The 26466-nt window shown below is 58.5% G+C and carries 25 protein-coding genes and 2 pseudogenes; 15 read left to right on the forward strand and 12 right to left on the reverse strand.

Annotated features, from left to right (window positions below):
* Window positions 1–137: 137 nt before the first annotated feature.
* From CYD26_RS05640 to hutU, 4 genes and pseudogenes are all read left to right on the forward strand, one after another.
* The gene (locus CYD26_RS05640) at window positions 138–1553 is read left to right on the forward strand and encodes an OprD family porin (protein WP_102052040.1); all 1416 of its coding nucleotides are present in this window, start codon (window positions 138–140) and stop codon (window positions 1551–1553) included.
* 366 nt (window positions 1554–1919) lie between these two features.
* Window positions 1920–2852, forward strand: a pseudogene (locus CYD26_RS25840) (cache domain-containing protein); the annotation flags it as partial.
* An 87-nt stretch (window positions 2853–2939) separates the two neighbouring features.
* Complete coding sequence (locus CYD26_RS25845) at window positions 2940–3707, forward strand: methyl-accepting chemotaxis protein (protein ID WP_371917195.1); 768 nt, start codon at window positions 2940–2942, stop codon at window positions 3705–3707.
* A gap of 215 nt (window positions 3708–3922) precedes the next feature.
* Entirely contained in the window at window positions 3923–5593 is a 1671-nt protein-coding gene (gene hutU / locus CYD26_RS05650) for a urocanate hydratase (RefSeq protein WP_102052042.1), read from the forward strand.
* Window positions 5594–5708: 115 nt separating this feature from the next.
* On the opposite strand, the gene CYD26_RS05655 is transcribed toward hutU, so the two are convergent.
* Window positions 5709–6701 carry a GlxA family transcriptional regulator gene (locus CYD26_RS05655; protein WP_102052043.1) on the reverse strand — a complete coding sequence of 331 codons (993 nt, stop codon included), beginning with the start codon at window positions 6699–6701 and terminating at the stop codon, window positions 5709–5711.
* Window positions 6702–6837: 136 nt separating this feature from the next.
* Between CYD26_RS05655 and CYD26_RS05660 the strand changes: the two genes are divergently transcribed.
* Window positions 6838–7950, forward strand: coding sequence for an S-(hydroxymethyl)glutathione dehydrogenase/class III alcohol dehydrogenase (locus tag CYD26_RS05660; RefSeq protein ID WP_102052044.1), 1113 nt, complete (start codon window positions 6838–6840; stop codon window positions 7948–7950).
* Window positions 7951–8022: 72 nt separating this feature from the next.
* The gene (locus CYD26_RS05665; protein ID WP_102052045.1) at window positions 8023–8406 is read left to right on the forward strand and encodes a VOC family protein; all 384 of its coding nucleotides are present in this window, start codon (window positions 8023–8025) and stop codon (window positions 8404–8406) included.
* A 183-nt stretch (window positions 8407–8589) separates the two neighbouring features.
* Here CYD26_RS05665 and CYD26_RS05670 read toward each other — a convergent pair whose 3' ends face one another.
* The 5 genes from CYD26_RS05670 to CYD26_RS05690 form a co-directional block, all read right to left on the reverse strand.
* Window positions 8590–8907, reverse strand: coding sequence for a DUF3077 domain-containing protein (locus CYD26_RS05670; protein WP_102052046.1), 318 nt, complete (start codon window positions 8905–8907; stop codon window positions 8590–8592).
* Window positions 8908–9390: 483 nt separating this feature from the next.
* On the reverse strand, window positions 9391–10440 hold the full coding sequence (locus CYD26_RS05675) for an NAD(P)-dependent alcohol dehydrogenase (protein ID WP_102052047.1): 1050 nt from the start codon (window positions 10438–10440) through the stop codon (window positions 9391–9393).
* A gap of 65 nt (window positions 10441–10505) precedes the next feature.
* A complete protein-coding gene (locus CYD26_RS05680; RefSeq protein ID WP_102052048.1) occupies window positions 10506–11342 on the reverse strand; it encodes an SDR family oxidoreductase in 837 nt (278 codons plus the stop codon).
* A 44-nt stretch (window positions 11343–11386) separates the two neighbouring features.
* Window positions 11387–12631: a multidrug effflux MFS transporter gene (locus tag CYD26_RS05685; RefSeq protein WP_102052049.1), complete on the reverse strand. Its 1245-nt coding sequence runs from the start codon at window positions 12629–12631 to the stop codon at window positions 11387–11389.
* A 198-nt stretch (window positions 12632–12829) separates the two neighbouring features.
* Window positions 12830–13306, reverse strand: coding sequence for a cupin domain-containing protein (locus CYD26_RS05690; RefSeq protein WP_102052050.1), 477 nt, complete (start codon window positions 13304–13306; stop codon window positions 12830–12832).
* Window positions 13307–13506: 200 nt separating this feature from the next.
* Between CYD26_RS05690 and CYD26_RS05695 the strand changes: the two genes are divergently transcribed.
* Window positions 13507–14400 carry a LysR family transcriptional regulator gene (locus CYD26_RS05695; protein WP_102052051.1) on the forward strand — a complete coding sequence of 298 codons (894 nt, stop codon included), beginning with the start codon at window positions 13507–13509 and terminating at the stop codon, window positions 14398–14400.
* Between the two features lie 78 nt (window positions 14401–14478).
* Here the strand turns inward: CYD26_RS05695 and CYD26_RS05700 are convergent, their stop codons facing one another.
* The gene (locus CYD26_RS05700; RefSeq protein ID WP_102052052.1) at window positions 14479–15393 is read right to left on the reverse strand and encodes an AraC family transcriptional regulator; all 915 of its coding nucleotides are present in this window, start codon (window positions 15391–15393) and stop codon (window positions 14479–14481) included.
* A gap of 188 nt (window positions 15394–15581) precedes the next feature.
* Here CYD26_RS05700 and CYD26_RS05705 point away from each other — a divergent pair, with 188 nt between their 5' ends.
* Window positions 15582–16571, forward strand: a complete 990-nt coding sequence (locus tag CYD26_RS05705) for an aldo/keto reductase (protein WP_102052053.1) — start codon at window positions 15582–15584, stop codon at window positions 16569–16571.
* A gap of 128 nt (window positions 16572–16699) precedes the next feature.
* A pseudogene (locus tag CYD26_RS25850) lies at window positions 16700–16777 on the forward strand (hypothetical protein); the annotation flags it as partial.
* Between the two features lie 197 nt (window positions 16778–16974).
* Here the strand turns inward: CYD26_RS25850 and CYD26_RS05710 are convergent.
* Both CYD26_RS05710 and CYD26_RS05715 read right to left on the reverse strand, forming a co-directional pair.
* Entirely contained in the window at window positions 16975–17292 is a 318-nt protein-coding gene (locus CYD26_RS05710; protein WP_102052054.1) for a DUF3077 domain-containing protein, read from the reverse strand.
* Between the two features lie 699 nt (window positions 17293–17991).
* Window positions 17992–19056 carry an SDR family oxidoreductase gene (locus CYD26_RS05715; RefSeq protein WP_102052055.1) on the reverse strand — a complete coding sequence of 355 codons (1065 nt, stop codon included), beginning with the start codon at window positions 19054–19056 and terminating at the stop codon, window positions 17992–17994.
* A 73-nt stretch (window positions 19057–19129) separates the two neighbouring features.
* On the opposite strand from CYD26_RS05715, the gene CYD26_RS05720 reads away from it, so the two are divergent.
* Entirely contained in the window at window positions 19130–19546 is a 417-nt protein-coding gene (locus tag CYD26_RS05720) for a MerR family transcriptional regulator (RefSeq protein WP_102052056.1), read from the forward strand.
* A 182-nt stretch (window positions 19547–19728) separates the two neighbouring features.
* Here the strand turns inward: CYD26_RS05720 and CYD26_RS05725 are convergent, their stop codons facing one another.
* The 3 genes from CYD26_RS05725 to CYD26_RS05740 all read right to left on the reverse strand — a co-directional run bounded on the left by CYD26_RS05725 (window position 19729) and on the right by CYD26_RS05740 (window position 22534).
* Window positions 19729–20595, reverse strand: coding sequence for an SDR family NAD(P)-dependent oxidoreductase (locus CYD26_RS05725; protein ID WP_102052057.1), 867 nt, complete (start codon window positions 20593–20595; stop codon window positions 19729–19731).
* Window positions 20588–21112 carry a nuclear transport factor 2 family protein gene (locus CYD26_RS05730; RefSeq protein WP_102052058.1) on the reverse strand — a complete coding sequence of 175 codons (525 nt, stop codon included), beginning with the start codon at window positions 21110–21112 and terminating at the stop codon, window positions 20588–20590. Before CYD26_RS05730 ends, CYD26_RS05725 begins: the two co-directional genes overlap by 8 nt.
* Before the next feature lie 507 nt (window positions 21113–21619).
* On the reverse strand, window positions 21620–22534 hold the full coding sequence (locus CYD26_RS05740) for a LysR family transcriptional regulator (RefSeq protein WP_102052059.1): 915 nt from the start codon (window positions 22532–22534) through the stop codon (window positions 21620–21622).
* Window positions 22535–22627: 93 nt separating this feature from the next.
* On the opposite strand from CYD26_RS05740, the gene CYD26_RS05745 reads away from it, so the two are divergent.
* Genes CYD26_RS05745 through aroE form a run of 5 tightly spaced genes read left to right on the forward strand, consistent with a single transcriptional unit; the run spans window position 22628 to window position 26466 of the window.
* On the forward strand, window positions 22628–23575 hold the full coding sequence (locus CYD26_RS05745) for a ketopantoate reductase family protein (protein ID WP_102052060.1): 948 nt from the start codon (window positions 22628–22630) through the stop codon (window positions 23573–23575).
* Window positions 23572–23976, forward strand: a complete 405-nt coding sequence (locus CYD26_RS05750) for a VOC family protein (protein WP_102052061.1) — start codon at window positions 23572–23574, stop codon at window positions 23974–23976. The genes CYD26_RS05745 and CYD26_RS05750 overlap by 4 nt, the downstream gene beginning before the upstream one ends.
* Window positions 23967–24422: a MaoC family dehydratase gene (locus CYD26_RS05755; protein WP_102052062.1), complete on the forward strand. Its 456-nt coding sequence runs from the start codon at window positions 23967–23969 to the stop codon at window positions 24420–24422. Before CYD26_RS05750 ends, CYD26_RS05755 begins: the two co-directional genes overlap by 10 nt.
* The gene (locus CYD26_RS05760; RefSeq protein WP_102052063.1) at window positions 24419–25651 is read left to right on the forward strand and encodes a CaiB/BaiF CoA-transferase family protein; all 1233 of its coding nucleotides are present in this window, start codon (window positions 24419–24421) and stop codon (window positions 25649–25651) included. Before CYD26_RS05755 ends, CYD26_RS05760 begins: the two co-directional genes overlap by 4 nt.
* Window positions 25648–26466 carry a shikimate dehydrogenase gene (gene aroE / locus CYD26_RS05765; RefSeq protein WP_102052064.1) on the forward strand — a complete coding sequence of 273 codons (819 nt, stop codon included), beginning with the start codon at window positions 25648–25650 and terminating at the stop codon, window positions 26464–26466. Before CYD26_RS05760 ends, aroE begins: the two co-directional genes overlap by 4 nt.

Raw genomic sequence — 26466 nt, forward strand, 5'->3', positions numbered from 1 at the left:
AACGTGGTGGTTTGTCATTGCTGATATTGCAGTGCATTAGTCTGCGCTGTTAATAAAAGGGTGGCCTATCGCGTGGCGGTATTCTGTTGTCGATAAAAAAGTAAGTGATCATAAAACAAGAATAAGGATTAATTGTCATGCAGCTTAATAAGTGGCGCGTGTTGGCCTTGGCCATCGCTGCGGCAACAGTTCAACACGCCTTTGCTTCAGAAGAAGTAACCTCTCTTGCTCCGGTCATGGAAGGCTCCAGTCAAGCGAAGAGCAATGGCTTTGTTGAAGATAGCACGTTGCACCTGGAGAGCCGTAACGTCGCATTTTACAAGAACTATAAAAACACTGATCCAGGTACGCAGAATTACATCAACGAGTGGGGGCAGGCAGAGCTGCTGACGTTCACGTCGGGTTATTCCCAGGGTGTTATCGGTTTCGGCGTAGATGCCTTTGCTAATGGTGCTGTACGGCTCAATGGCGGTGGTGGTACCGGCGGCAGCCAGGTTTTTCCGACCAATGCAAGTCATTGTGATGACATTACCGGATCCTGCCAGGCGCAGGACGGCTATGGTATGGCCGGTGGCGCTGTCAAAATGCGCATATCTGAAACTGAACTTAAAGTCGGCACCCTGATGCCGCAAAGCCCTGTGTTTGGTACATGGGACGGCTATCTGATGCCGCAACATGCCAATGGCGGTTTGTTCAGCAGTCACGAAATAAAAAATCTTGCACTGCAGGGTGGTCATTTTACTTCCGGCAACGCCGACAATAGCACCAATCATGATGGTAATTTGGGCACTGCCTATGGCTGGACACGGGTGGACAGCGCCACGTATGTCGGTGGCGATTATACCTTCAGCGATAATTTGTCAGGTGGTCTGCACGCCGCGAACTACGAAGACGTGTGGAATCAATACTACGCTGACCTTTATCATCATTTTAATATCAGCGATGGTCTGTCGCTTGCTACGAGCTTGAACTATTACAAGACGGATGACGCAGGCGACGCCAGAGCCGGCAAGATAAACAATGATGCGTACAGTATCGCCCTGAAACTGACGGCTGGCGCCCACAGCCTTACCGTTGCTCATCAGCGTATCAATGGCAACACGCCATTTGACTACCTGGGTATCAGTGGTCAAGGGGGAGAGCACCCGGGCAGCTATGTTGGTGCCGGTTCAATCTGGTTGGCGAACTCCTCGCAATGGGCCGACTTCAATGCCCCAGGCGAAAAATCCTACAAGGTGCAATATGACCTCGATGCAGGCGCGCTGGGCGTTCCTGGGCTGAGCTTCATGGTCCGCTACGTTACCGGTAAAGATGCAGACGGTACGGGTGCGGATGCACATGGCGCCTACAGTTTTGAAAACACTATTCGTAACGGTGAAGAGTGGGAACGGGACGTCGAAGTTCATTACGTCGTTCAGGAAGGTGTCGCCAAGGATTTGTCGTTCAAAATTCGACAGGCGACCTACCGCGGTAATGAAGACATAAGCCACAACTCCGGCGCTGATGAGGACGAAATTCGTATCATCACCTCGTATCCGCTGAATATCTTCTAATCAACATCTGTGTACAGGCTGCTGTCAGGCCTGTTTGGTTTGAATGTACGCCTATCGTTGTAACTGCGATCAAGAGAGTGCTCGTTTCTCGCGATGCGAGGCTCTCTTTGTTCGCTGCCCTTGAGGCTAAACGAAACTATCAAGATGACGCTTGGCCGTTGCCGGTTTAGTGCATGCCGGGCGTTTTCTGCTTGCAGGAGTTCAATCGGGTTGAGTATTAAACAGCGTTTAGTGGCGGTGTTTATCGCCATGGCTTGCGTGCCTGTACTGCTGATTGCTGCTTGGGTGATATTCGACCAACGCCAGCAGGCAAAGGACATGTTTGTTGAGAGCAGCAGTCGTGAAATTCGGCAGATTGACGGTGCCATGCAACTGTTTTTTGATGGCATTTCCCAGAATGTCTCTTATTTGGCAAATCTGGAGTTGGTTCGGACTGCAGATGGGCTGCTCAAATCATATCAAGGTTCTGCGCCTGAACGCTTGCCTCCCAGTGAGCGCGGGCAGGCGTTATTAAACATGTTCACAGCGTTTGCCAACACTCATCCTGCCTATGCCTTCATTACCTTGGGCTCTTCCGATGGTGGTGTTGCTTTTTGGCCCGACTCCCCGCTCAAAGATTATGACCCCAGAGTGCGGCCTTGGTATGAAGTAGCACTTGCCCATCCCGGAAAGCCTGTGCGCACTGAGGCGTACGAATGGAAAGAGGGAAACATTGCGTTAGTGGGTACGGTACAGGCGGTCGTCAATCCTGAGGGAAAGGTCAGCGGTGTACTGGACATCGATGTGTCACTCAAACAACTGACCGATCTGGTGCACAAGATCAAGATCGGTAGCACCGGGTATCTCATGCTGCTTGAGCGCGACGGAACAGTACTGGCGGATGCGAGCACTACCGAACATTCGTTCAAGTCGTTGGCGGAGCTTGGCTCTGAGTATGCGCCCCTGAACGTCGCCTCGGACGGGTACCTTGAGCTTGAGCTCGGTGGAAAGAGCTACATGGCCAACATAGTCAGTTCTCCTGGATTGGGGTGGCGCTTCGTCGGGCTGATTGAGAAAGAAGAAGTGCTGGCCGGGGCTCAGCGGCTAGCCTGGCACCTCAGCCTGGTAGCGACATTGTTAGTCATCGGCTTTGCACTCCTGGGGGCGACCCTCGCACGCCGCATAGTGGAGCCTATCCAAGGGGTCGTCTTGGGACTAGAAGGCATTGCCAACGGTGAGGGCGACCTGACCCGTTCGCTTCAGTGCGCAGGAAAGGATGAAACCGCCATACTCGCTCGCTGGTTCAACACGTTCCTGGAAACGATCCGCCAGCTTGTGGTGCGCATCACCGGCGCGTCTGAGGTGCTAAACAAAACGTCCTCAAAAATGATGATGTTTGCGACGGATATGAATGATGCCGCCCAGCGGCAGAGGGAGTCGCTGGAGTTGGTATCGACGGCGTTTAACGAGATGGTGGCGACGGCAAACGATGTTGCCAAAGCGTGCGGCTCGGCGGTCAACTCTGCCGATGCCGGGCAGGGGCACGTTGTGGATGGTCAGCGCCAGATTGCCGATGCCGCGTTGAGCGTCGAGCAGTTGAGTATCAGCCTGGGGCAGGCTGCCGACGCGTTGGAGCTGCTGAAACAGGACAGCCAGAACATTAACGCAATCCTCGATACGATTCGATCGATAGCCGATCAAACTAACCTGTTGGCTCTCAATGCTGCTATTGAGGCCGCTCGCGCCGGTGAGCAGGGGCGTGGATTTTCCGTCGTTGCGGATGAGGTGCGTGCCTTGGCCAGGCGCACAGCTGATTCGACGGGGCAGATTGGCGAAGTCCTGGGAGGACTTGTCGAGCGGACAAGCCGCGTTACTGGCCAAATGCAGCAGAGCCTTTTGCTATCGCAGGGAAGTGTCGAACGTATCGAGTCTGCCAAGGCCAGCTTTCAAAGTATCCAGAGCGCGGTGGACGACATTCGGGACAGGAACGTACAGATCGCCACCGCAGCGGAGGAGCAACATCAAGTGTCAGAAGAGATCAATCGCCACATTGCGGGGGTCCTCGACGATGCGTTGCAGGTGGTCGATTTTGCTCAGAAGTCCCATTCAGAGTCTCGACAGCTCACGAACGTATCGGGTGAGCTCCAGACGTTGATCGGTCGATATCGGACCTGATCACCGCGGGGGGACTCCCGGCGTGCCTCCTGTTTCGCAAATCAATCTAGTTTTCGTGTGGTTTCTGCAGACGGTGAACGTCTGCAATTTCTTGCTTGAATGTACTTGTACATACAAGTATATGTGTGAGTAGATGTGCGATGCCTTCCCCCGGTTTACTGTGGAGAAATGCACAGACGTCACTCCGTACTGATACCCCTACCAAGGAGCCTGGCATGACCAAATACCGTGACACCGAAATTCGCGCCCCGCGCGGCACTACGCTGACCGCCAAAAGCTGGCTGACCGAAGCGCCGCTGCGCATGCTGATGAACAACCTCGACCCTGAAGTCGCGGAAAACCCGAAAGAGCTGGTGGTGTACGGCGGCATTGGCCGTGCGGCGCGTAACTGGGAGTGCTACGACAAGATTGTCGAGAGCCTGACCAACCTGAACGACGACGAAACCCTGCTGGTGCAGTCCGGCAAGCCGGTCGGCGTGTTCAAGACCCACGCCAACGCCCCGCGCGTGTTGATCGCCAACTCCAACCTGGTGCCGCACTGGGCCACGTGGGAGCACTTCAACGAACTGGATGCCAAGGGCCTGGCCATGTACGGCCAGATGACGGCTGGCAGCTGGATCTACATCGGTAGCCAGGGCATCGTTCAAGGCACCTATGAAACCTTCGTCGAGGCCGGCCGCCAGCACTACAACGGCAGCCTCAAGGGCAAGTGGGTACTGACCGCCGGCCTGGGTGGCATGGGTGGCGCGCAGCCGCTGGCCGCAACCCTGGCCGGTGCCTGCTCGCTGAACATCGAATGCCAGCAGAGCCGCATCGACTTCCGCCTGAGCACCCGCTATGTCGACGAACAGGCCAATGACCTGGACGACGCCTTGGCGCGCATTGCCAAGTACACCGCTGAAGGCAAAGCCATTTCCATTGCCCTGCACGGCAACGCGGCTGAAATCCTGCCCGAACTGGTCAAGCGCGGCGTGCGTCCAGACATGGTCACCGACCAGACCAGCGCCCATGACCCGCTCAACGGCTACCTGCCAGCAGGCTGGACCTGGGAACAGTACCGTGACCGCGCACAAACCGAGCCGGCTGCCGTGGTCAAGGCGGCCAAACAGTCGATGGCCGTACACGTGCAGGCCATGCTCGATTTCCAGAAGCAGGGCATTCCGACCTTCGACTACGGCAACAACATCCGTCAGATGGCCAAGGAAGAAGGCGTAGAAAACGCATTCGACTTCCCAGGCTTCGTACCGGCCTATATTCGTCCGTTGTTCTGCCGTGGTATCGGCCCGTTCCGCTGGGCGGCCCTGTCGGGTAACGCCGAAGACATCTACAAGACCGACGCCAAGGTCAAGGAACTGATCCCGGACGATGCGCATCTGCATAACTGGCTGGAAATGGCCCGTGAGCGCATCAGCTTCCAGGGCCTGCCAGCACGTATCTGCTGGGTTGGTCTGGGGCAGCGGGCCAAGCTGGGCCTGGCCTTCAACGAGATGGTTCGTCGCGGCGAGTTGTCGGCACCGATCGTGATTGGTCGTGACCACCTGGACTCCGGCTCGGTGTCGAGCCCGAACCGCGAAACCGAATCGATGATGGATGGCTCCGACGCTGTGTCCGACTGGCCATTGCTCAACGCACTGCTCAACACCGCCAGCGGCGCGACCTGGGTTTCGCTGCACCACGGCGGCGGTGTCGGCATGGGCTTCTCGCAGCACTCCGGCATGGTCATCGTCTGTGACGGTACCGACGAGGCCGCTGAGCGAATCGCTCGCGTTCTGACCAACGACCCGGCCACTGGCGTGATGCGCCATGCCGATGCCGGTTATCAGATCGCTATCGATTGCGCCAAGGAACAAGGCCTGAACCTGCCGATGATTACCGGGAAACACTGATGTAAGGGCCCATGCGCAGGCAGTGCTTCGCCCTCAGGGGCGGGACTTGCGCATGGGTCATATGTCTGAAGATGTGTATTTAAATAACTAAGTTAGTTGGTTGAATACGTGAGGGTCAGGTGCCAAGAAATCGTTCTTGATATTGCTTTGGTGTTACCGATAAGTACTTCTTGAATACGTTGCGCATTTGGTCAGTGGTTGCAAACCCACACTTGAATGCCACACTTTTCATTGGCAGTCCGCTTTCACTCAATAAGCGCCTCGCTTTATCAACTCGGGCTTTCTCCAGGAACTCAGAGGGGCAGACTCCCACCTCCTTGTGGAAGGTTCTTGTAAAGTTCCTCAGGCTCATTGAAGCGTGATTGGCCATAAGCGATACGTTGATCTTTTGGTCAATATTGTTCAATACCCATTCTTGAACTGCACGCATTCCTGAGGCTTGGGTCATCTGGCTCGTCAGGTTGGCGCTGAACTGTGACTGACCGCCGGGCCGCTTGAGGAAAATCACCAGGTCTTGTGCCACTTGCAGCGCAAGATCATGACCGAAATCAGCTTCGACAAAGGCAAGCGCCAAATCCACTGAAGCGCTTACGCCTGCTGACGTCCAGAGGTTTCCTTCATGAATGAAAATGGAGTCAATGTCGACCTGGATGCGGGGGTAGTTCTGTTGCATGACCTCAGCCATTCTCCAGTGCGTGGTTGCTCGCTTGCCGTCAAGCAGGCCGGCTGCAGCCAGGAAAAACGCTCCTGAACACAGGGCAGCAAAGCGCTCAACTCTTGTTGCGACCCGTTTAGTCCACGCCACAATTTCCGATTGTTCTTCGACAATTCGCTCAATTTCGTGTGCGCCAACGACCAAGATCGAGTGCGGAAGCAATTCCTCGTCCAGTGTATGAGTTGCACTTAAGGACATTAGCGTATCTGACGGGACGGGCCCCAACTGTGTTGAGACAATTCTAACCTCGTAGCCTGGCGCTTTTCCCTGTGCTTCCAAGTGTTTATTTGCATACGTGAAGACGGTCATGGGGCCAATGGCCTCGAATGACTTGAATTCAGGATAAATCACGATATCGATCGTTCGGCGTGTGGCCGTATCAGAGCGGAGCATACTTATATCTCTTGTGTAGTGCTTGGCCTGATTTCATGCCAGCTTGGCCGAATTCAGCGCCATTTTCATCAGCGTAACGAATCGATTTTTTTTATTGTAGAGACAACTAAATAACACACGGTAGGTACCCGTTACCATGATCAAGTCGCGCGCAGCTGTCGCTTTCGGACCTAATGAGCCACTTAAAATCGTTGAAGTTGATGTTCAGCCCCCAAAAGCCGGTGAGGTGCTGGTTCGGATCGTTGCGACTGGCGTCTGCCATACGGATGCCTACACCTTGTCTGGCCAGGATTCGGAAGGCGTGTTCCCTTGCATTCTAGGCCATGAGGGCGGTGGCATCGTCGAAGCGGTAGGTGAGGGCGTAACCTCGCTGACGGTCGGCGATCACGTCATCCCGCTCTACACGGCTGAATGCGGAGAGTGCAAGTTCTGCAAGTCCGGCAAGACCAACCTCTGCCAGGCCGTACGAGCCACTCAAGGCAAGGGTTTGATGCCTGATGGCACCACCCGTTTCTCTTACAACGGCGAGCCTGTTTACCACTACATGGGGTGTTCGACCTTCTCCGAATACACCGTACTGCCCGAAATTTCCCTTGCGAAAATTCCAAAGGAAGCGCCACTGGAAAAGGTGTGCCTGTTGGGTTGCGGTGTGACCACCGGTATCGGTGCTGTACTCAACACCGCGAAGGTGGAAGAGGGCGCTACCGTGGCCGTCTTTGGCTTGGGCGGTATCGGTCTTGCGGCGATCATCGGTGCCAAGATGGCAAAAGCTTCTCGGATTATTGCCGTTGATATCAATCCGGCCAAGTTCGCTATTGCCGAGGAGCTGGGTGCCACTGATTTCATCAACCCCAAGCAGCATGATCGGCCGATTCAGGAGGTTATCGTCGAGCTCACCGATGGTGGTGTCGATTACTCCTTTGAATGCATCGGCAATGTCCAGCTCATGCGCGCAGCGCTCGAGAGTTGCCATAAGGGTTGGGGGGAGTCGACCATCATCGGCGTCGCCCCGGCCGGCGCCGAAATCAGCACGCGTCCTTTCCAATTGGTCACAGGCCGTGTTTGGCGCGGTAGTGCCTTTGGTGGCGTTAAAGGCCGTACCGAACTGCCGAGCTATGTTGCGCAAGCCGAGAAGGGCGAGATCCCGCTCGACAAGTTCATCACCCACACCATGGGGCTGGAGCAGATCAACGACGCCTTCGACCTGATGCACGAAGGCAAGAGCATTCGATCAGTCGTCCACTTTTAAATGATTCTCCGGTGCTTCACACGAGGTACCGGTTTCTTCCTGCAACACCCCCCACCTGCAATGGAGACTTTCATGTCGATTTTCACTCATGTAACTGTTGGCACCAACGATCTGGTCAAAGCCCGCAAATTCTACGACGAAGTGTTGGGTAAGCTGGGTTTCAAGCGCCTTGCTGATCTGGGCGACAACGGCTCGATCTGGGGCGTGGATAAGCCCGCGTTCTTTGTACTCAAGCCAGCCAACGGCCAGCCGGCCAGTGTGGGCAATGGCGTGACCGTAAGCTTCGAAGCTCAGAATCGTGCCCAAATCAACGCCTTCCACGACGCTGCACTGAGTGCTGGCGGCAAAGACGAAGGCGCAGCAGGGACACGTGACTGGGCACCGAATGCCTATGCTGCATATGCCCGTGACCTCGATGGCAACAAGCTTGCTGTCTACTGCTTCAAGGCCGAGTAAGCCCGCTTAAGCGGCACTCATTGGGTGCCGCTTTTTTCCTCTCGCGCTGTGATCATGGCGCCTCGGTGGATTTCCTGATGGGTTATCCGCGTTCATGGCAGCACACCTCGCCTGTAAGTACGCCATCAACTGCTGGCTGCGCACATCAAACAGGCAGCAGCTGAGCCACTGCCCGTTTTACCGTTAGCGCGTTTCCGGCCTTGAGCGGTCGACCTCCATACCACCGAGCAACGCCTGCGCCAGCCCTTGAGCCATATCAACGGCGGTGCGGGTGGACCAGAGCAGATGCCGGGTTTCGCTGTCGACCACCTGACAGGCTTGTTCATTGGTGGCGTAGGCGGAACGTAGCAGGATGGTGAGGTGAATCAGCACGTCTTCGACGTTGAGCCCGGCGCGAACACTGAACAGCGGATCGTGGCTGTCTTCGCAGGAGCCGAACGTGGCGCAGGCGGTGGTTTTCAGAATGTTGGTGTGCGGGGGATCGGGGACTATCTTGGTCATGGTGACGCTCCTTGATTGTTGGAGCCGCCATGTATCGCTACCAAACGAATGGGTGGCGGCTGTACGCAGGTTGGTAGACCGGGAATCAAGGAACCCAGCGCGCACGAAGGCGCCCCGCGCACAACCGCCATAGCACGAAGCAACAGGCAAGAATTAAAGCACCTGTTGAACGAGGGTGGGGCGCTGTATGAGCACTCGGCTCCGATCCTGGCGCATTAAGGTCGCCATGGACAACGTTATCCATGGTTCGATTCAAACCATCCGGGTATTCAGCGGGTGCTGCATGTGGCTTTTCTCGCGTGACCAAATTCGGGCGTTTTCAGACTTCGCCGAATAACAGATCCGTGGTGTACGCGTACAACTGAGGCGTGACTTCCAATACATCCGGGTAGGCTTGGGGTCACGCCGGGGGCTTGCCTTCTTCAGCGCCCACCAGGGCGGAAAACAACACGCTGGCGAGCGTGGTGATCAGCTTCATGGATTCTATCCCTGATTCAGGGACGCCATATCGATGACGAAGCGATAACGCACATCGGCTTTTTCCATGCGGTCAAAGGCATGGTTGATCTCGTCCATGCGGATCATTTCGCAGTCGGGCAGGATGTTTTTCTCGGCGCAGAAGTCGAGCATTTCCTGCGTTTCCTTGATGCCACCGATAGGCGACCCGGCGATGCGACGACGACCGAGCAGCATCGGCACTGAATTGTGTTCGGCCATAGGACCGACCTGGCCGACTAGGACCAGCGTGCTGTCGATATCCAGCAGCGATACATAAGGGTCGACGCTGTGCTTCACCGGAATGGTGTCGATGATCAGGTCAAAGCTCGACTGCGCCTTGGTCATCGCATCGCTGTCGGTCGACAGCAGGAAGTGATCGGCGCCAAGCGTCAGAGCGTCGTCTTTCTTGTCGGCGGAGCGGCTCAGTACGGTGACCTTGGCACCCATGCCGTGGGCCAGTTTGACCGCCATGTGACCCAGCCCACCCAGACCGATCACGGCAACGCGACTGCCGGGCACGACGTTCCAGCTGCGCAGCGGCGAGTAGGTGGTAATGCCCGCGCACAGCAGGGGAGCGACTTTTGCCAGATCCAGGTTTTGGGGCACGCGCAAGACGAACTCCTCTCGAACCACGAGGTGCTTTGAGTAACCGCCGTAGGTATTTTCCCTGGTCACCCGGTCTTGACCGTTATAGGTGTTGGTGTTGCCTTCGCGGCACAATTGCTCTTCGCCCTTGCGGCACTGATCACACTCCATACAGCTGTCCACCATGCAGCCGACGGCAACGGTGTCGCCCACTTTGTAGCGGCTCACGTCGGCGCCCACGGAGGTGACCCGACCGACGATTTCGTGGCCTGGCAACGCCGGGTAAACGGTCCAGCCCCAATCATTGCGTGCAGTGTGCAGGTCCGAATGACAGACGCCACAGTAGAGAATTTCCATGGCGACGTCGTTGGGGCGCAGGGCGCGACGATTGAACACGAACGGTGTCATGGGTGATTCGGCGGTAAGGGCTGCGTAGCCTACGGTCTTCATTGGGAGTCCTCGAAAATTGTAGAAGTGGGCAGGGGTGGACCTGCTCTTAGTGAACGGCAGGCGTCCTACTGAGGCGCCAGATCGCCGTACCAGTAGGCTGCGGTGACACCGCCGTCCATGAGGAAGTCGCTGCCGGTGATGAAAGTCCCTTCAGGCCCCATCAGTAGTGCCGCGACGGCACCCACTTCATCAGGTGTGCCGCCACGGCCGACGGCGCTGAGGTCGATCATGCGCCGATAGCCTTCGCCTCGCGGGCCGCTCAATTCGTCTCTGGCCAGCGGGGTGAAGATGATGCCGGGGCTGATGGTGTTGACACGTGCTCCGCGCTTGCCCCAGCGCACGGCCTCGGCCATCACACGCAGTGAATTGCCGCGCTTGGATATCTGGTAAGCATTCAGCGGGTCGGTCACCTTGTCGGCTTGCAGCATCGGCAGCGCCAACAGCTCTTCGACTGGCGTGGTTGCCAACGCTTTGTTCTGCTCAGGTGTCAGGGCAGGCAAGCGATGCCCGGATTGCGAGGCGATGACAATCCCCGAGCCACCTTCGGCGATCACGTTGCCAAATGCCTCCAGCACCAGCGCGGTGCCGTACAGGTCCACGCGCAGGATGGTCGCCACCGGCGCTTGCGAAGGTGAAACACCCGCAGCGTGGATCACACCAGTGATATCACCGATGGCGGCTGCCGTCTGAACCAGCGCTTCCACCGACTGACGCGAGGACACATCGACGACGGCTGTCGTGACCTCGAACCCTGCATCGAGCAGCACCTTGGCCGCTGCGTTGGCGTTCTCCTGGCGAAGGTCGGCCAGCACGACGTGTTTACCTGCGCTGACGCGGCGGGCAATCGCTTGACCGATCGATCCGGCCCCGATGACGACTGTGACTTTGCTAGTGTTTTTCATGGAAAACCTCGTGTGAAATTCAACTCTATTGGCTGAGTGTTTTTCTAAAGAGATGTCGCCGTGGCAGTCGGTGTTTTCACTCTGGGGACCAGCCACCTGGCGCAGAGCAGGCTGCCGACGCCAAACAACAGGATCACCGCAGCCATCGGCCGGGGCGTGCCATCGGCGAGCGTGCCAACCAGACCGGAGCCGAGGATGCCGGTGCCGTATTGCAGAGAGCCAACCAGTGCGGAAGTCGAACCTGCAAACTCTGGAAACGCGCTCATGGCTCCTGCAATGGAGTTGGCAACGATGAAGCCGGTCGCAGATACGAACAGAAAAAGCGGGATCACCAGACCGGCAAGGCCACCCCAGTCAGTCCAGGCGTCGATGGCCAGCAGCAGCGCCGACAGCGCGGCGGCCAGGGTGCCCATTCGCATCAAACGGTCGCTTCCATGGCTTGCCACCCAGCGCGAGTTGAGTTGATTGGTCAGCATGATGCCGACGATGCCTACGGCGAACAGCACGCCGTATTGCTGGGGTGAGGCGTGGTGGTAGCTGATATAAGCGAAGGGCGTTCCTGCAATATAGGCGTACATCGCACCGTAGAAGAACCCACCGGCACCGATGTAACCGAGGATGCTGCGGTCGCCCAGCAACCGCACATAGCGATTCAGCGCATTACTGAGAGGTTCCCGATTGCGCCGCTGGGCAGGCAGGGTTTCCGGCAGGACATAGAGCATTGCGAGTGTCCCCAGCCCGACCAGTACCAGTGCCCAAAAGATCGCCCGCCACGACGCAACGTGCAGGATCAGTCCACCGAGGCTGGGCCCCAGCAGCGGCGCGATGGCCATGACCGTCATCAGGGTCGAAAGCATCTGCGCGGCCCGATGCCCGCTGTACAGGTCGCGAACCATCGCGCGTGCCAGCACTACGCTGGCGCAGGCTCCCACCGCTTGCACCGCACGCCAGGCGATCATCACGCTGGAGCTGTCCGAAAGCGCACACCCCGCAGAGCCGATGATGAATAGCACCAGACCCAGAGCAATCGGCAAGCGGCGACCATGACGGTCTCCAATTGGACCCCACAACAACTGTCCGAGGCTGAAGCCGATCAGATATCCGGAAATGGTCAGCTCCACTTGGCCTGCGCTGGCGTGCAGGGCATCGGCCATAGCGGGCAAGGCGGGCAGATACAGATCGGTGGAAATCGAGGCGAACGCCATCAACGTACTGAGGATTGCCAACGTCGACAGGCTCTGGCGGTCGGATGGCGGAGCATCGATAGTTGAGTGGTTGTGCTGCGACATGCTGTATGGGGTCTCGAGAGGGCAAGCGCCAGCCGTTTCGAATGTACGACTGGCGAGTGCGGTGGAACGGGCTTAGCGACTGACTTTTTACTCTGGGTGTACGGCTTGAAGTTGAAGTCCGATGCCAGCGTTGTGTGCCAGCCTGCGGCGCAGTTGCTCGGAGCCGCTCAAGCGCGCTGAATGCACGATTGGGCGGTATCAAAGCCCTTGGGCATATTGTTTGTCGCTGACCTGTTCCATCCAGTCGACCACCTTGCCGTCCAGAACTTCGGCAATGGCGATGTGAGTCATAGCAGTGGTTGCTGTCGCGCCATGCCAGTGTTTGACGTTTGGCGGAATCCACACAGTGTCGCCTGGTTTGATGGAGCGAACCGGCTGGCCCAGCTCCTGCACCAAGCCGGAGCCAGCAGTGACGATCAGGGTCTGGCCTAAAGGATGCGTGTGCCAGGCAGTGCGCGCACCGGGCTCGAAGGTCACGGTGGCGCCGCTGACCCGAGCGTCTTCTGTGCCCTTGAACGGCGCGTCGATGCGAACAGTGCCGGTGAAATAATCGGCTGGTCCCTTGGCCGATGGCTGCGAGCCGTTGGTGTTGATGACGAGCATGGATTTCTCCCCTGCGGGTACATCAAGAGTGAGCAATGACAGCGATAACGCCGTGGCTGCGAGGCTTTTCATGGTGATCCCCCTTAGACAATAGCCGTCAGTGACGGCCCGGATTGACGAATAACGGAGCGGAACCTCTAGTATTCAAAAGCGCCTCTTGAACTTGGCAGGCGTGCCGTCAGCTGACCCAGAGCAAGATCACAAATTTATCAGCTGCGTATTACAATGATTAGCCGCTAGAATCAGAATATACTTATGCGAGTGACTCATTAATGCTGCGGGAAAACGCCAACGATCTGCTCGCCTTTCTCGCTGTCGCCCGGGAAAGGAGCTTTACCAAGGCCGCTGCCAAGCTGGGGGTTTCTCAATCGGCGCTAAGCCATACCATTCGTGGTTTGGAAGCGCGACTCGGCCTGCGGCTGCTGACCCGTACCACGCGCAGCGTTTCGCCCACTGAGGCGGGCGAGCGTTTGATAAGTAAGGTCGGGCCCCATTTTGAGGAAATTGAAATCGAGCTGGCAGGTCTGAGTGATCTGCGCGATACCCCCGCTGGCAGTATCCGCATCAACGCCATGGACCATGTACTGGACCTCATCATCCGGCCCGTGCTGAAAGAGTTCTTGCCCAAATACCCGGACATCTCGGTGGAAGTGTGCTGCGATTACAGCTTTGTCGACATTGCAGCCCAAGGCTTTGACGCCGGGATCAGGCTGGGCGAGGACGTGGCAGAAGGCATGATTGCTACTCGTATCGGGCCGGATATGCGTATGTCGGTGGTCGGCTCACCTGCCTACTTTGCAAACCGTGAATTGCCCAAGACTCCCCGAGCGCTCACTGATCATCTATGCAATAACCTCCGACTGCCCACAAACGGCGGCCTGTATGCCTGGGAGTTCTCCAAAGATGGAGAAAGCCTCAAGGTCCGCGTGACGGGCCAAGTGACATACAACGGCGTGTATCAGCTGCTGCAAGCGGCGCTGGACGGTTTCGGACTGAGCTACATTCCCCACGACCTGGTTGCGCCCCACCTCAAGACTGGCCGTCTGATTCATGTGCTGGAAGACTGGTCGCCGCTGTTCGCCGGGTTCCATCTCTACTACCCGAGTCGGCGCCAGGCATCGCCCGCATTTGCGTTGCTGGTGGACGCGTTGCGTTACAAGAACTAATCCTCACAGGCACCAAGAGCGCTCATCAGATTCAAGTTGTGAAGTTGTAAGTATCTGTTGTCCGCCGGGGAAGGCGGGTTAGCGCTGGCGCCGGTAGTCGCTCGGTGAAAAACCGGTGTCTTTGCGGAATATGCGAGAGAAGTGACTCGGGTTGGAGTATCCGACTGCGTTCGCGATCGTGATGACCGTCATCTCTGTTTCGCGCAACAGACGTCGTGCCGTGTCTATACGCAATTTGATTTGATATTGCGACGGTGCAATGCCCACGGCACGTTTGAATAGGCGATTGAAGTGGGACTCGCTCATGCCCGCCTGTTCGGCCAACAGCGCCAGGCTGAACTCCTCGGCCAAATGCTCCGCCATCCAGGCGGTGATCCGGCGCAGCTTGAAGGCCGGCAGGGATGGTGCCTCCTTGCTCGAGTGTGTGTCGAGTTCTACATAGTGGCGTGCCAGATGGATGCTCAAGGCCTGGGCGATTCCGTGAGTAAACAGTTTGCTGGCCTCGGTACGGCTGGCCTCTTCGCGCAAGCATTGCAGCAAGGTGACCAGTTGTGGATCCTCGAACCCCGAGATATCACGAAGTGTGGCATGCGCAGCGTTCGCGCCGTAGAGGTCGTGCAAGGCCTCCTCGAACAGCGCCAGGCTCAGAAGCACCATGACCACTTCGAACGGCTCGGTGCTCAAGCGTTTCCAGAGAAAGTCATAAGGCGCACCAGCGGCGGTTACAAACAGCGAGCCTTGTTTAATCCGGCTGATCATCCACGGGCCGTCTTCCTCGCGCTCCTGGGTTTCAGCCTCACCCGAGGTCACCCAGACGATCAAAGGCTCAGCGACCGCCGGCATGCTAAAGACCTCCGAGGTTGACGCTAGCGAGAACACGGACAACCGCACGTCTTGCCAGGCGGGGCCATTGGTGGTGCTGACTCTCTGGCCGGCGGGGTAGGCATCAAGGTGTTCGGCTGAAGTCATCTGCGGGACTGAAGTGTTGATCATGGGGCTCTCCGATACGACGACAGATTTGCCCTGCCTGGGCTTTGAAGTGGGAGCAGGGCATGCGTACCACCAATCCAGAATATATAAGCAAAATCACAACAGGTCGGGCAAAAGCACAGTGGAGCAGCGTTTCTCGTGGGCACACACTGGCGGCATCAAAACTTACTGCTAACGCAAAAGGTGAAAAAATGATGACTCGCAAGTTAGGCGGCAGCGGCCTTGAAGTGTCTGCCTTGGGCATGGGCGTGATGAACCTGAGCTTTGGCACCGGCAAAGCCGTCGAGCAAAGCCAAGGCGTGGAGGTTATTCGCGCTGCCGTGGAGCGGGGTATCAACTTCTTCGACACGGCACAGGCCTACGGCCCCTACACCAACGAAATGCTGCTGGGTGAAGCCCTCGTTCCGTTTCGTGACCAGGTCATTATCGCGACCAAGTTTGGTTTCAAGCTGGAGAACGGTGGCATTGTCGGCACCGACAGCCGGCCAGAAACCATTCGAGCGGTGGCCGAAGCTTCGCTGAAAAGCTTGAAGACGGATTACATCGACCTTTTCTATCAGCACCGTGTTGACCCTGATGTGCCGATTGAGGACGTGGTGGGGACGTTGAAAGACCTGATCACCGAGGGCAAGGTTTTGCACTACGGCTTGTCCGAAGCCGGCGCCTCGACCATTCGCAGGGCGCATGCTGTGCACCCGGTTGCGGCGGTGCAGAACCAGTACTCGATCTGGACACGGGAGCCGGAAGCAGAGGTGATCCCGGTGTGCGAAGAACTTGGCATTGGTTTTGTGCCTTGGGGCCCGCTGGGGACAGGATTTCTGACCGGCACCATCGATGCCAATACGAAATTTGACAGCGCCACCGACCTGCGAGCGAATTTTCCGCGTTTCACTCAGGCAGCGATTCGGGCGAACATGCCAGTGGTAGACATGCTCCGCGCCATGGCAGCGAAAAAGAACGCGACACCGGTGCAAATTGCACTGGCCTGGCTACTGGCCCAAAAGCCGTGGATTGTGCCCATCCCTGGCATGGACAAAATTGAATACCTGGACGACAACATCAAATCGATCGAGTTTGAGTTGACCGAAACGGACCTGCAGGAGATCGATGAGCAACTGTCGGCAATCAACATCCAGGGTGGCCGGCTGGACGAGGGTTTACTGTCGATGTCCGAAGACTGAGGTGGCAGGCGTGTCTTTTAGAGGCACGCCTTTAGCCCCTCCCCAAAAGCCCATAGTCATAAATTTTGAGATACCTTCCGATATGCTCAGATATACCCACTGGAGCTTTGGGGGCGTAATGTACCTGACCCGCGATCTTGCTAAAGATCGACATCTACGGCTATCTCTACCGCATTCAGTCGAGCCGACGTTTACGGTCTCAAGCTGCTATCGGCTGCCTCGCTACTCGACAATTGCCGTATGTGCCTGGGCGATATCACGGGGGTGCCCTTCGCTGTGTTCATCGTGACCACCACCCTGTTGCTGACGCTGCCGTTGTCCTGGTATGTGCAGAAAGGCCTGGACGCAGAACCTGCCGTGGCCTGAAAAGCGGGCGGGGCGAGCGCCGCTGCCCGTTATACCGTTAGCGCGTTTCCGGCCTTGAGCGCTCGGCCTCCATGCCACCGAGCAACGCCTGCGCCAGCCCTTGAGCCATATCAACGGCCGTGCGGGTGGACCAGAGCAGATGCCGGGTTTCGCTGTCGACCACCTGACAGGCTTGTTCATTGGTGGCGTAGGCGGAACGTAGCAGGATGGTGAGGTGAATCAGCACGTCTTCGACGTTGAGCCCGGCGCGAACACTGAACAGCGGATCGTGGCTGTCTTCGCAGGAACCGAACGTGGCGCAGGCGGTGGTTTTCAGGATGTTGGTGTGCGGGGGATCGGGGACTATCTTGGTCATGGTGACGCTCCTTGATCAGTGGAGCTACTACCCATCGCTGCTAAACGATAAGGGTGGCAGCTGTACGCGGGTTAGCAGACCAGGGATCAAGGAACCCGGCGCGCACGAAGGCGCCCCGCGCACAACCGCCATAACACAAGACAACAGTCACGAATCAAATCGTCTGCTGAACGAGTAATGGGCACTGTATGCACCTTGATCATTGGGCGGGCTGCTAAACCCGGTCGCTGGATTGGCAGCAACGCAGGGGAGGTTAACGGGGTTGATGTGTGGATTCAAGCGCAGATGTGCGTGAGCTGACGCGAATGTCCTTGGTAGCCGATAAGGGTGGCAGTTGTACGCGGATTGGTAGACCGGGACTCAAGGACCCCAGCGCACCCGAAGGCGCCCCGCGCACAACCGCCATGACACGAAGCAACAGGCACGAATTAAAACACCTGCTGAACGAGGGTTGGGCTGCTGAAATCGGCCGCTGTATGATGCGATACAAGCACCGCGAATTTACTGAGACCACGCCGATACCATCGCGGGCAAGCCCGCTCCCACAAGATGGACTGCAGTCCGGTGGGGGATTCATACAAGCAGGCTTGCCTGCGATACAAACACCGCGAAGGTACTGGCACCACAGCGCCTTGCCGGAGCGTGCAGTACAGCATAGGGAATTTGCTACTTCACCGAAGATGGCCTGACGTGGTTGGTTCAATTGGGCAGGTAACTCTCGACGTAGCGCACTGTCTTTTCCAACGTTCGCGCCAGGTTGGGATGTGTTAACTGATACTTGCTTTCCAGTTGCTTGCTATCGCTCATGTCGAAGCGCTGCGTCTGAATAAAGTTCAGTGACTCGGCGCTGATCGCGAGTCGGGCTGCCAGTCCGGGAATCGTCAAAAGCCACCTGAGCACCCCTATAGCTACATGGCGGCGGGGTGCCTTGACCTTCAGCGTTATTGCGACCTGCTGAAGCATCCCTTGTAAGTTCGGTGTGCGCTCATCGAGCGCCAGGACCTGCCGGTTGGCCATCGAAGGGTCGAACGCCACGCAGGTTATCATCGTCACCAGGTAATCGACGCTGACCAATGGCAACCAGTGCGCGGCGGAACCGGGGACAGCTTTGAACCGGCCTTGTGCCAGATTTCGAATGAGTTCGGCCAGCGGTTGCCCTTCCAGGATGTGCCCACTCTCGCTGTGGCCACACACCGTCGCAGGATGAACGATCGTGTAATCCGCGCCCGCTTCCCGCATGTAACGAATGACTGCGAAATGGGACTCGAGCTTGCTGCCTTCGTAGCCACCTACACGGCTGTAGACTGCGGGCCAATGTGTGTTTTCAGGGTGCTCATTATCAACCCCGATACTGGCAAGGTGGGTAAGGTTCTGCAGCATAAAGCCGCCCACCATCAGCAATCGGATACGCTGGCTCGCCGCAAGCCTGGCGACGTTCAGCGCCCCTTGCACATTGATTGTGCGGGCGCGCTCAATGGTAAGCCCCCAGGTAAATTGCGCCGCGAGGTGGAAAACCACAGCGGCCGAAGACACGCGCTGCCTGTCTGCCTCGCTGAGCCCAAGCCCCTCTCTGCTGATATCGCCCTCAACGGCATGGATATACGCAGGGTTACCGCCCAGTCGGCCTACCTGCTCTCTGAGACGCTCAGTGTTTTCAGGGCTGCGCATAAGCACCCAGGTTTTGTGCCCTGTGGCAGTAAGACGGGCCAGTAAATGTTGACCCACAAACCCGCTGCCGCCTGTGACGAAGCATTCAACGCTCATGCCTGACTCCTTGTTTGGACGATTGGCGCAGGCTAAGGTGTAGAGCCTGCTCTACAGTCAAGGAATTTTTAATGTGAACATTGGGGAGTTGGAGCGCCGCAGTGGCCTCGGGCGCCATGCATTGCGCTATTACGAGCAGCTCGGGCTGATCGTGGCCCATCGACAGGCCAACAACTACCGCAGCTACAGTGATCAGACCGTTGTTGATTTGGCATTCATTCAGAGTGCCCAGAGCGGAGGGTTTTCACTCGCTGAGATCGGCGACATCCTCGCGGCCAAGCGGGGTAATACGATCGATTGCGCTCAAGGCGCTGCCTTGGTCGCCAGCAAGATGGCCGAAATTCAAGCGAAGATCACCACCCTGCAAGCCGCGTATGTTTTTTTGGAAGCGGAGCGTGCGAAGCTTGAAGCCAGTGCCAGTGCCAGTGCCATTGCCAACGGACAGACTATTCCTCACCGGCCTGTCCCTGAGCATGCCTCGACGCCATAGCCTCTGGGCGAGGCCATTCAGCATGGCCCCAGCCCCTTGGTGCTTGCCTTGCAAATATGTATGGCGAACCCTGAGTCGTTTGAAGGTCCTCGCGACCTCGCTAAAGCTCTACACCGACGGCTATCTCTTCCGCATCCCGTCGAGCCGACGTTTACGGTCTCAAGCTGCTATCGGCTGCCTCGCTACTCGACAATCGCCGGATGTGCCTGCACTGGACTGCCCAGCATGTCGCGATAGGACGGAGGCTGTTGGCCATTCAGATCGACAATGCCGTACTTCACCGCAACTTCTGCCCCGATCAGGACCTGCCCGGAGTGCGTCATTCGGTCAGGGTCGCAATACAGCGCGTGAATGACCCTGCCAGTGAACTCCGGGCTTTCCATGACGAACGAAAATTCCTCGTAGCGATCCGGGTGCTCTTGCAATGCGCGTGTCGTGCGCTCCGTGCGCAGCGGACCCATCCAGATGGACACCACCGCGACATCGTAGGGGCGAAAGTCCACGGCCATGTCTTTGGCGAATTTGTCGACACCGGCCTTCTGCGCGCCATAGGCTGCGCCGTGCATGTAGCAGTTCGAGCCAAATGACGAGGTGAACACGATCAGCCCGCCACGACGTTTGGCCATCAGCGGAGCCGCGTACCAGCTCACCACATAGGCGGAGCGTAAACCGACGTCGAGGATCTTGACGAGATCGAGTGGCTTCTCCCAGAACGGTCCGGGGTTTATCAGTTGATCGTGTAGAAACGTCGCGTTATTGACAAGGATGTCGAGCCGCCCGCTCTCGCGCTCGACCTGCTCGAAGAGGCTGCGCACCTGCTCATCATCGGCGTGATCGCACGCGACGGCGATGCCCTTGCCGCCTAACGCATCGATTTGGCGCGCCGTCTCGTGGATCGTGCCTGGCAACGGCGCATCGCCCTCGTTCTGCGAGCGGCCCGTCACATACACCGTCGCGCCCGCCGCGCCGAGTGCCAGAGCAATGCCTTTGCCGGCACCACGCGACGCGCCTGTTACAACCGCGACCAATTGGCTGTGATCGTTACTCATCTGCAGGTGCTCCCATTTCTGTGGCACTCGCCTGAACACCGGCGAAGCGCACACCGGGCTCGGCCTCTTCATAGCTGGCGATCAGCGTGGATGTCACCACGCAGCGCGTGGCGCTGATCTTCCAATGACCGTTGATCTTGCGGTACTCGTCGTCATAGTGCGCGCCAAGCTGGGTGATAACCCGCGATTGCGTGTCGATCATCTGGTAATGCAAACCCCAGGTGCCGCTGGCGTGCTCGTCATCAAGCACATCGATCTGCGGGTTGACGCCATGGTGCATCTCGACAACATGCGGATGGCAGCCGAGCTGTTGGAAAATCGCCATGAGTTGGTCGCGGTCTTCGAAAACACCGATCCGGCCATAGTCGATAAGCACCGGGCCCGGCGCGAAGCAGTCGCGCATGCCCTGCGGATCCTTCAGATCGCAACACGCCAGATAGCGCGCCTTGAGCTGGCGAATCGCTTCGACATCTTCAAGCGTGCGCAGGCGGGTTTCCAATTGATCAATTGAGGTCATGCCATCTCCTTGAGCCAGAGTGTGCCCAGGCACCATGGTACAAGTGCGACCGCCTCGGTTATTCATCCATACAGACGATGTGATTCACGTGCCGGCATGATGATGAGTAACTACAGATAATGGTTTTTCAGGCTCACCGCGCAGGAGCTGCGCCTGGGCTGACCGCTTTGTAGCCAGATGACTGCACCAGAAATTCGCTGATCAGCAAGGTAATCTGCTGGTGGATTAACCCGCGTGGGCGACCACTGTCACCATCCACTCCGATGATGCCATCGCCTGAGACTTTTTCGAGCAATGCCTGCGCGTCAGGTTTGCACTGCGACAGGAAACTGAAATGGCATGCTTCGCTGGTTCGAGGTAATGGTTTGACGCTTGGGCAGGGGTTGCACAATCCAAAGCAGTTTTTCGCGAGCGGCAGAAGCCGACCCGAAGCCGCCCTTCGCTATGATAGGCTTGTGGCCAGAGCGGACGGCTTAAATCACATTTCCTATCTAAGTCGAAACTACATCATGATTGACTTGGTGAATGGAACAATCCACGAACGACTTCCCTCAACCACCGATTCCCACTGTCCTGATGATATCGTGCATGCCAATGCTGTTTGACGGTGAACCCCTCCACTTCAACCGGGCAGTCATGCACCCGTAGCCCATGCATGTCAGCCAGTGTCTGCCCGATATGTCGCGGCAAGGTGGCCAGCAGATCCGTCGTCCCGATTATCATCCCCAACCCGAGAAACGCCGGCAGCTCCAGCATGATCCGCCGTTCGATCCCAGCGCGTGCCAACCCTGCCTCCAGCAGCTTCTGTCCAGTGCCGAAACTAATCTGCACATGCCCCTCGGTCCGGTAGCGCGTTAAGCTCATGCCTTTACCCAGGCGCGGATGCTGCGGGTTGCTCAGGCACACCCAGTCCTGCTCGAACAGCATCTGCTGGTAAATCCCCCCACCCAGCCAGGGCACGAAGCCAATGGCCAGGTCCGCCTCGCCCGATTCCAGTGCGCTCTCGGTATTGCCATCGATCCGCGCCGCCTCCAGTCGGATGCCCGGCGCATGGCTGCGCAGGTGGTTGAGGATGCTCGGCAGCAGGGTGATATGGCTGGCATCACTGACACATAGGCGAAAACGCCGCTGCGCTGTGGCTGCTATGAACTTAGGCTCCCATGCCGTTAGCCTGCGCAATGACTCCAGCACCTCGCGGCACGGGCCGATCAGTTGATCGGCCCGTGGCGTAGGGGCCATGCCCCCAGGCGTGCGCACGAACAACGGGTCGTTCAACTGTTCGCGCAGGCGCGCCAGCCAGATGCTGATAGTCGGCTGGCTCTGCCCTAGCTGCTCGGCCGCTCGGGTCACGCTGCGGCAGTGGTATAGAACGTCGAACAGTTGCAGCAGCTTGGGTTCGGGCAGAGCCTCCAGGGCATTCATTATTGCGAATCTCAATAGTCGTATTGAATTCATTGTATAGCGCAAATAACCCTCGCTGCATAAGGTAGTCGCAAACCACAGGAGGTCTGCGACGTGAAAATCTGCATTCTGGGCGCCGGTGCTCTGGGCTGCGCCATTGGTGCGGCCCTGAGCGAGGCGGGGCATGAAACCTGGCTTTTGAACCGCGGTCGTGCGCACGTCGAGGCGATGAACCTGCACGGACTGCGGGTGCACGACGAACGAGGGGAGCGACGGGTTCCGGTCAAAGCTGCCATCGAAGCCGAAGATGTCGGTGTGGCTGACTTAGTGGTGGTGTTGGTGAAGTCGTTCCACACCGCCGAGGCCATCGCCGGTGCCGCTGCGCTGATCGGGCCACAGACGCTGGTGCTGTCGCTGCAGAATGGCCTTGGCCACGAGGATATCCTGGCCGACGCCGTCGGTCGTGAGCGGGTGCTGGCCGGCAAGACCTATGTAGGCGGCGTACTGCTGGCGCCGGGTTCGATCCGCGCTGGGGTGGCCGGCAAACAGACCTTCATCGGTGAACTAGATGGCCAGCTGTCACCGCGCGTGCAGGCCATCGCCGAAGTTTTGAACGGTGCCGGATTAGCCACGACGGTCAGCGACAACATTCTCGGCACCATGTGGGACAAGTTGCTGGTCAACGTCGCCACCGGCGCGCTGAGCGGCATCACCATGCTCAGCTATGGCCAGCTGTACAGCGAGCCGCTGCTGGAAAGTACCGCCAAGGCTGCCGTGGCCGAAGCCATCGCCGTGGCCGAGCGCGCTGGCATCCGTCTCAATCTGAGCAGTCCTGAAGCCGCCTGGACGTTGGCCGCTGAAGGCCTGCCGGCGAGCTTCCGCACCTCGATGCTGCAGAGCCTGGAAAAGGGCTCGATCACCGAAATCGACTTCATCAACGGCTCCGTCGTGCGCTGGGGTCAGCGCCATGGCGTGGCCACACCGGTCAACGCGACCCTGGTGGCCTGCATAAAGGGCATCGAACGCGCCATGACCGATCACCAGAAAAGGGAAACCCCATGAGCCAGCCAAAAGCCTACCTCGAACACGTGGCGTTCTGGGTGCAGGACATTCAGTGGCATATCCGTTTTTTCAGCGAAGTGTGTGGCATGACCATGCGTGAAGTGCAGGGCGACGTCGAGCAACCGGCGCAGTACTGGACACTCGGCGGCCTGCAGTTCATTCATCAGCCGGACTTCGCCGGGCCGGAAGGGCGCATGGCCCACTTGGGCATCATGTGCGAGGACCTGGAAGCAGCGCTGGCCGCCGCCCAGCACTTCGGCGTCAGCGAAATGCCCCAGGGCCGCAACTGGTTGCGCCTGCCGGACGGCCTGGCAGTGGAATTCATCCAGGCGCTGCCGGCGAAATGCGTGGCGCAGGCACTGGCCATCGACCCGCGAGCGGAGGTGCAGGCATGCGCGTGATTGAAAAGTACTGGGACGATGCCCGCGAAGGCGACGAATGCATCAGCCCGACTTACACCGTGACCCGCGAACGCATCCTGGCTTATGCCGACCTCACCGGCGACCACACGCCGGTGCATGTCGACGAAGCCTACGCTAACGCCAGCCACTTTGGCTGCTTGGTCGCCCATGGCCTGTTCGGTTTGTCGATCGCCGATGGCCTGAAAACCCAGTGCGAGTACCGCTTCCTGCCAGGCATGTCGCTGGGCTGGACCTGGGACTTCGTGCTGCCGATCAAGGTCAACGACGTGCTCCATGTACGTATGCGCGTTGGCGCAATGCGTCCGAGTAACAGCCGCCCGGGTTGGGGCATCGTGGTGCTGCCTTCGGAGCTGGTCAACCAGCACGGCGACGTCGTGCAGCGTGGCGAGCACCGGCTGATGGTGCCGAGGAGGGTAGAGGCATGAGCCAGGCATTGCCATTGGCGGGTATTCGCGTCATCGACTACAGCCACTTCCTCGCCGGGCCTTATGTGGGGCGCTGTCTGGCGGCGCTGGGCGCCGAGGTGATCAAGGTCGAACGGCCGGGCAGCGGCGATGCTGGTCGCCAGCATGCGTTCACCCTGGACGACCAGCAGAGCGGCTATTTCCTGCAGCTGAACATGGGCAAGCAGGGCGTCAGCGTCAACATGAAGGACCCGCGCGGGAAGGCGTTCATGCAGCGCCTGACCGATTCGGCCGACGTGTTCATCGAGAACTACCGCCCAGGCGCGCTGGACAAGCTGGGATTGGGCTACGCCGAGCTGTCGGCTCGCAACCCGCGCCTGGTGTACTGCTCGATTTCCGCCTACGGCCACACCGGGCCGGACGCCCACCGCGCCGGCTTCGGGCTGATCGCCGAGGCCAAGAGCGGCATCATGCAGATGGTTGGCGTGCCGGGCGAAGCGCCGCCGCTGCTGCGCATTTCACTGGGTGACATGTACACCGGCATTCACGCGGTGGCGGCGATCAATGCCGCGCTGCTCGGCCGCGTAAGCAGTGGCCGTGGCCAGCACATCGACATGGCCCTGTACGACACCCTGGTGTCGATGCACGAATACGCGGTGCAGTGCTACACCCTGTCCGGCGGCACCGTGCTCCCCCAGCAGACCGGCCACGACATGCCCACATCGACCTTGTACGGCGTGTTCCGCGCTGCCGACGGCGACCTGGTGATCGCTGCCCAGGTCGACGATGCCTGGCAGCGCTTTGCCGCCATGCTCGAAGCCAACGGCGGCCCGCCCGGGTTCGGCAGCGACCGCCGCTACCACAACCTCAACGGCCGCAACGCCCATCGCGAGGCGATCCTGGCGGTGGTCCGTGACTGGGTTGGCGCTCGCCGGGTAGCCGACATCCTCGCGCTGCTCGATAACATCGACATCCCCAGTGCGAAGGTGCAGCGCATTGACGAGGTGCTGGCCGACCCGCAGATCCAGGCGCGCAACATGGTCATCGAACAGCAGCACCCGCGCTACGGCACCTTGCGCCTGCCCAACCTGCCGTTCCGTTTTTCCGACTGCGACACCACCATCCACCAGGTGGCCCCGGACCTCGGCCAGCACAATGCCGAAGTCGCTGCCGGGCTTGGCTTCAGCCCTGAAGAAATCACTGTCATGCAGGCAGACGGTGTGCTGTTTACACATGGAGACACGCAATGAGCGACCACTACGCAGTGATCGGCCGGCCGATCAACCACACCAAGTCCCCTTTGATTCACGGCCTGTTCGCCGAGGCCAGCGGCCAGACTCTGGAGTATGGCGCCATCGAAGGCATGCTTGATGACTTCGAGACTCAGGTACTGCGTTTCCGTCGTGACGGCGGACTGGGTATGAACATCACCGCCCCGTTCAAGTTGCGCGCCTTCGAACTGGCTGATCGGCGCAGCGAGCGGGCTCAACTGGCACGGGCGGCCAATGCACTGAAGTTTGAGGATGGTCGTATCTTTGCGGAAAACTTCGATGGCATCGGTTTGTTGCGGGACATCGAAGAAAATCTCGGCGAACCTCTTCGCAACACGCGTGTGCTCATGCTCGGTGCTGGCGGCGCGGTGCGTGGAGCATTGCTGCCGTTTCTGCAGGCCGGACCTCGCGAGTTGGTGATTGCCAACCGCGATATGGCCAAGGCATTAGCGTTACGTAACGAACTGAATCACCCACGGCTGCGCATCAGTCGTTACGAAGAACTGGAAGGGCTCAGTTTCGACATCGTTGTCAACGCTACCTCCGCCAGCCTGACGGGTGAACTGCCGCCTCTACGCAAGGCCGTTCTGGCCGAGACGCGCCTGGCGTATGAGCTGGCCTATGGCAAAGGCCTGACGCCATTTCTTCGTATGGCGCAAGCGCAAGGTGTGGCGCGCATGGCCGACGGTGTCGGTATGTTGGTCGAGCAGGCGGCTGAAGCTTTTGCCTGGTGGCGAGGGGTACGGCCTGAAACCCGTACCGTGATTGATCGACTGACCATTCCTCTGGAGTAA

Source organism: Pseudomonas sp. FFUP_PS_473 (assembly GCF_002858665.1).
GTDB classification, from domain to species: domain Bacteria; phylum Pseudomonadota; class Gammaproteobacteria; order Pseudomonadales; family Pseudomonadaceae; genus Aquipseudomonas; species Aquipseudomonas defluvii.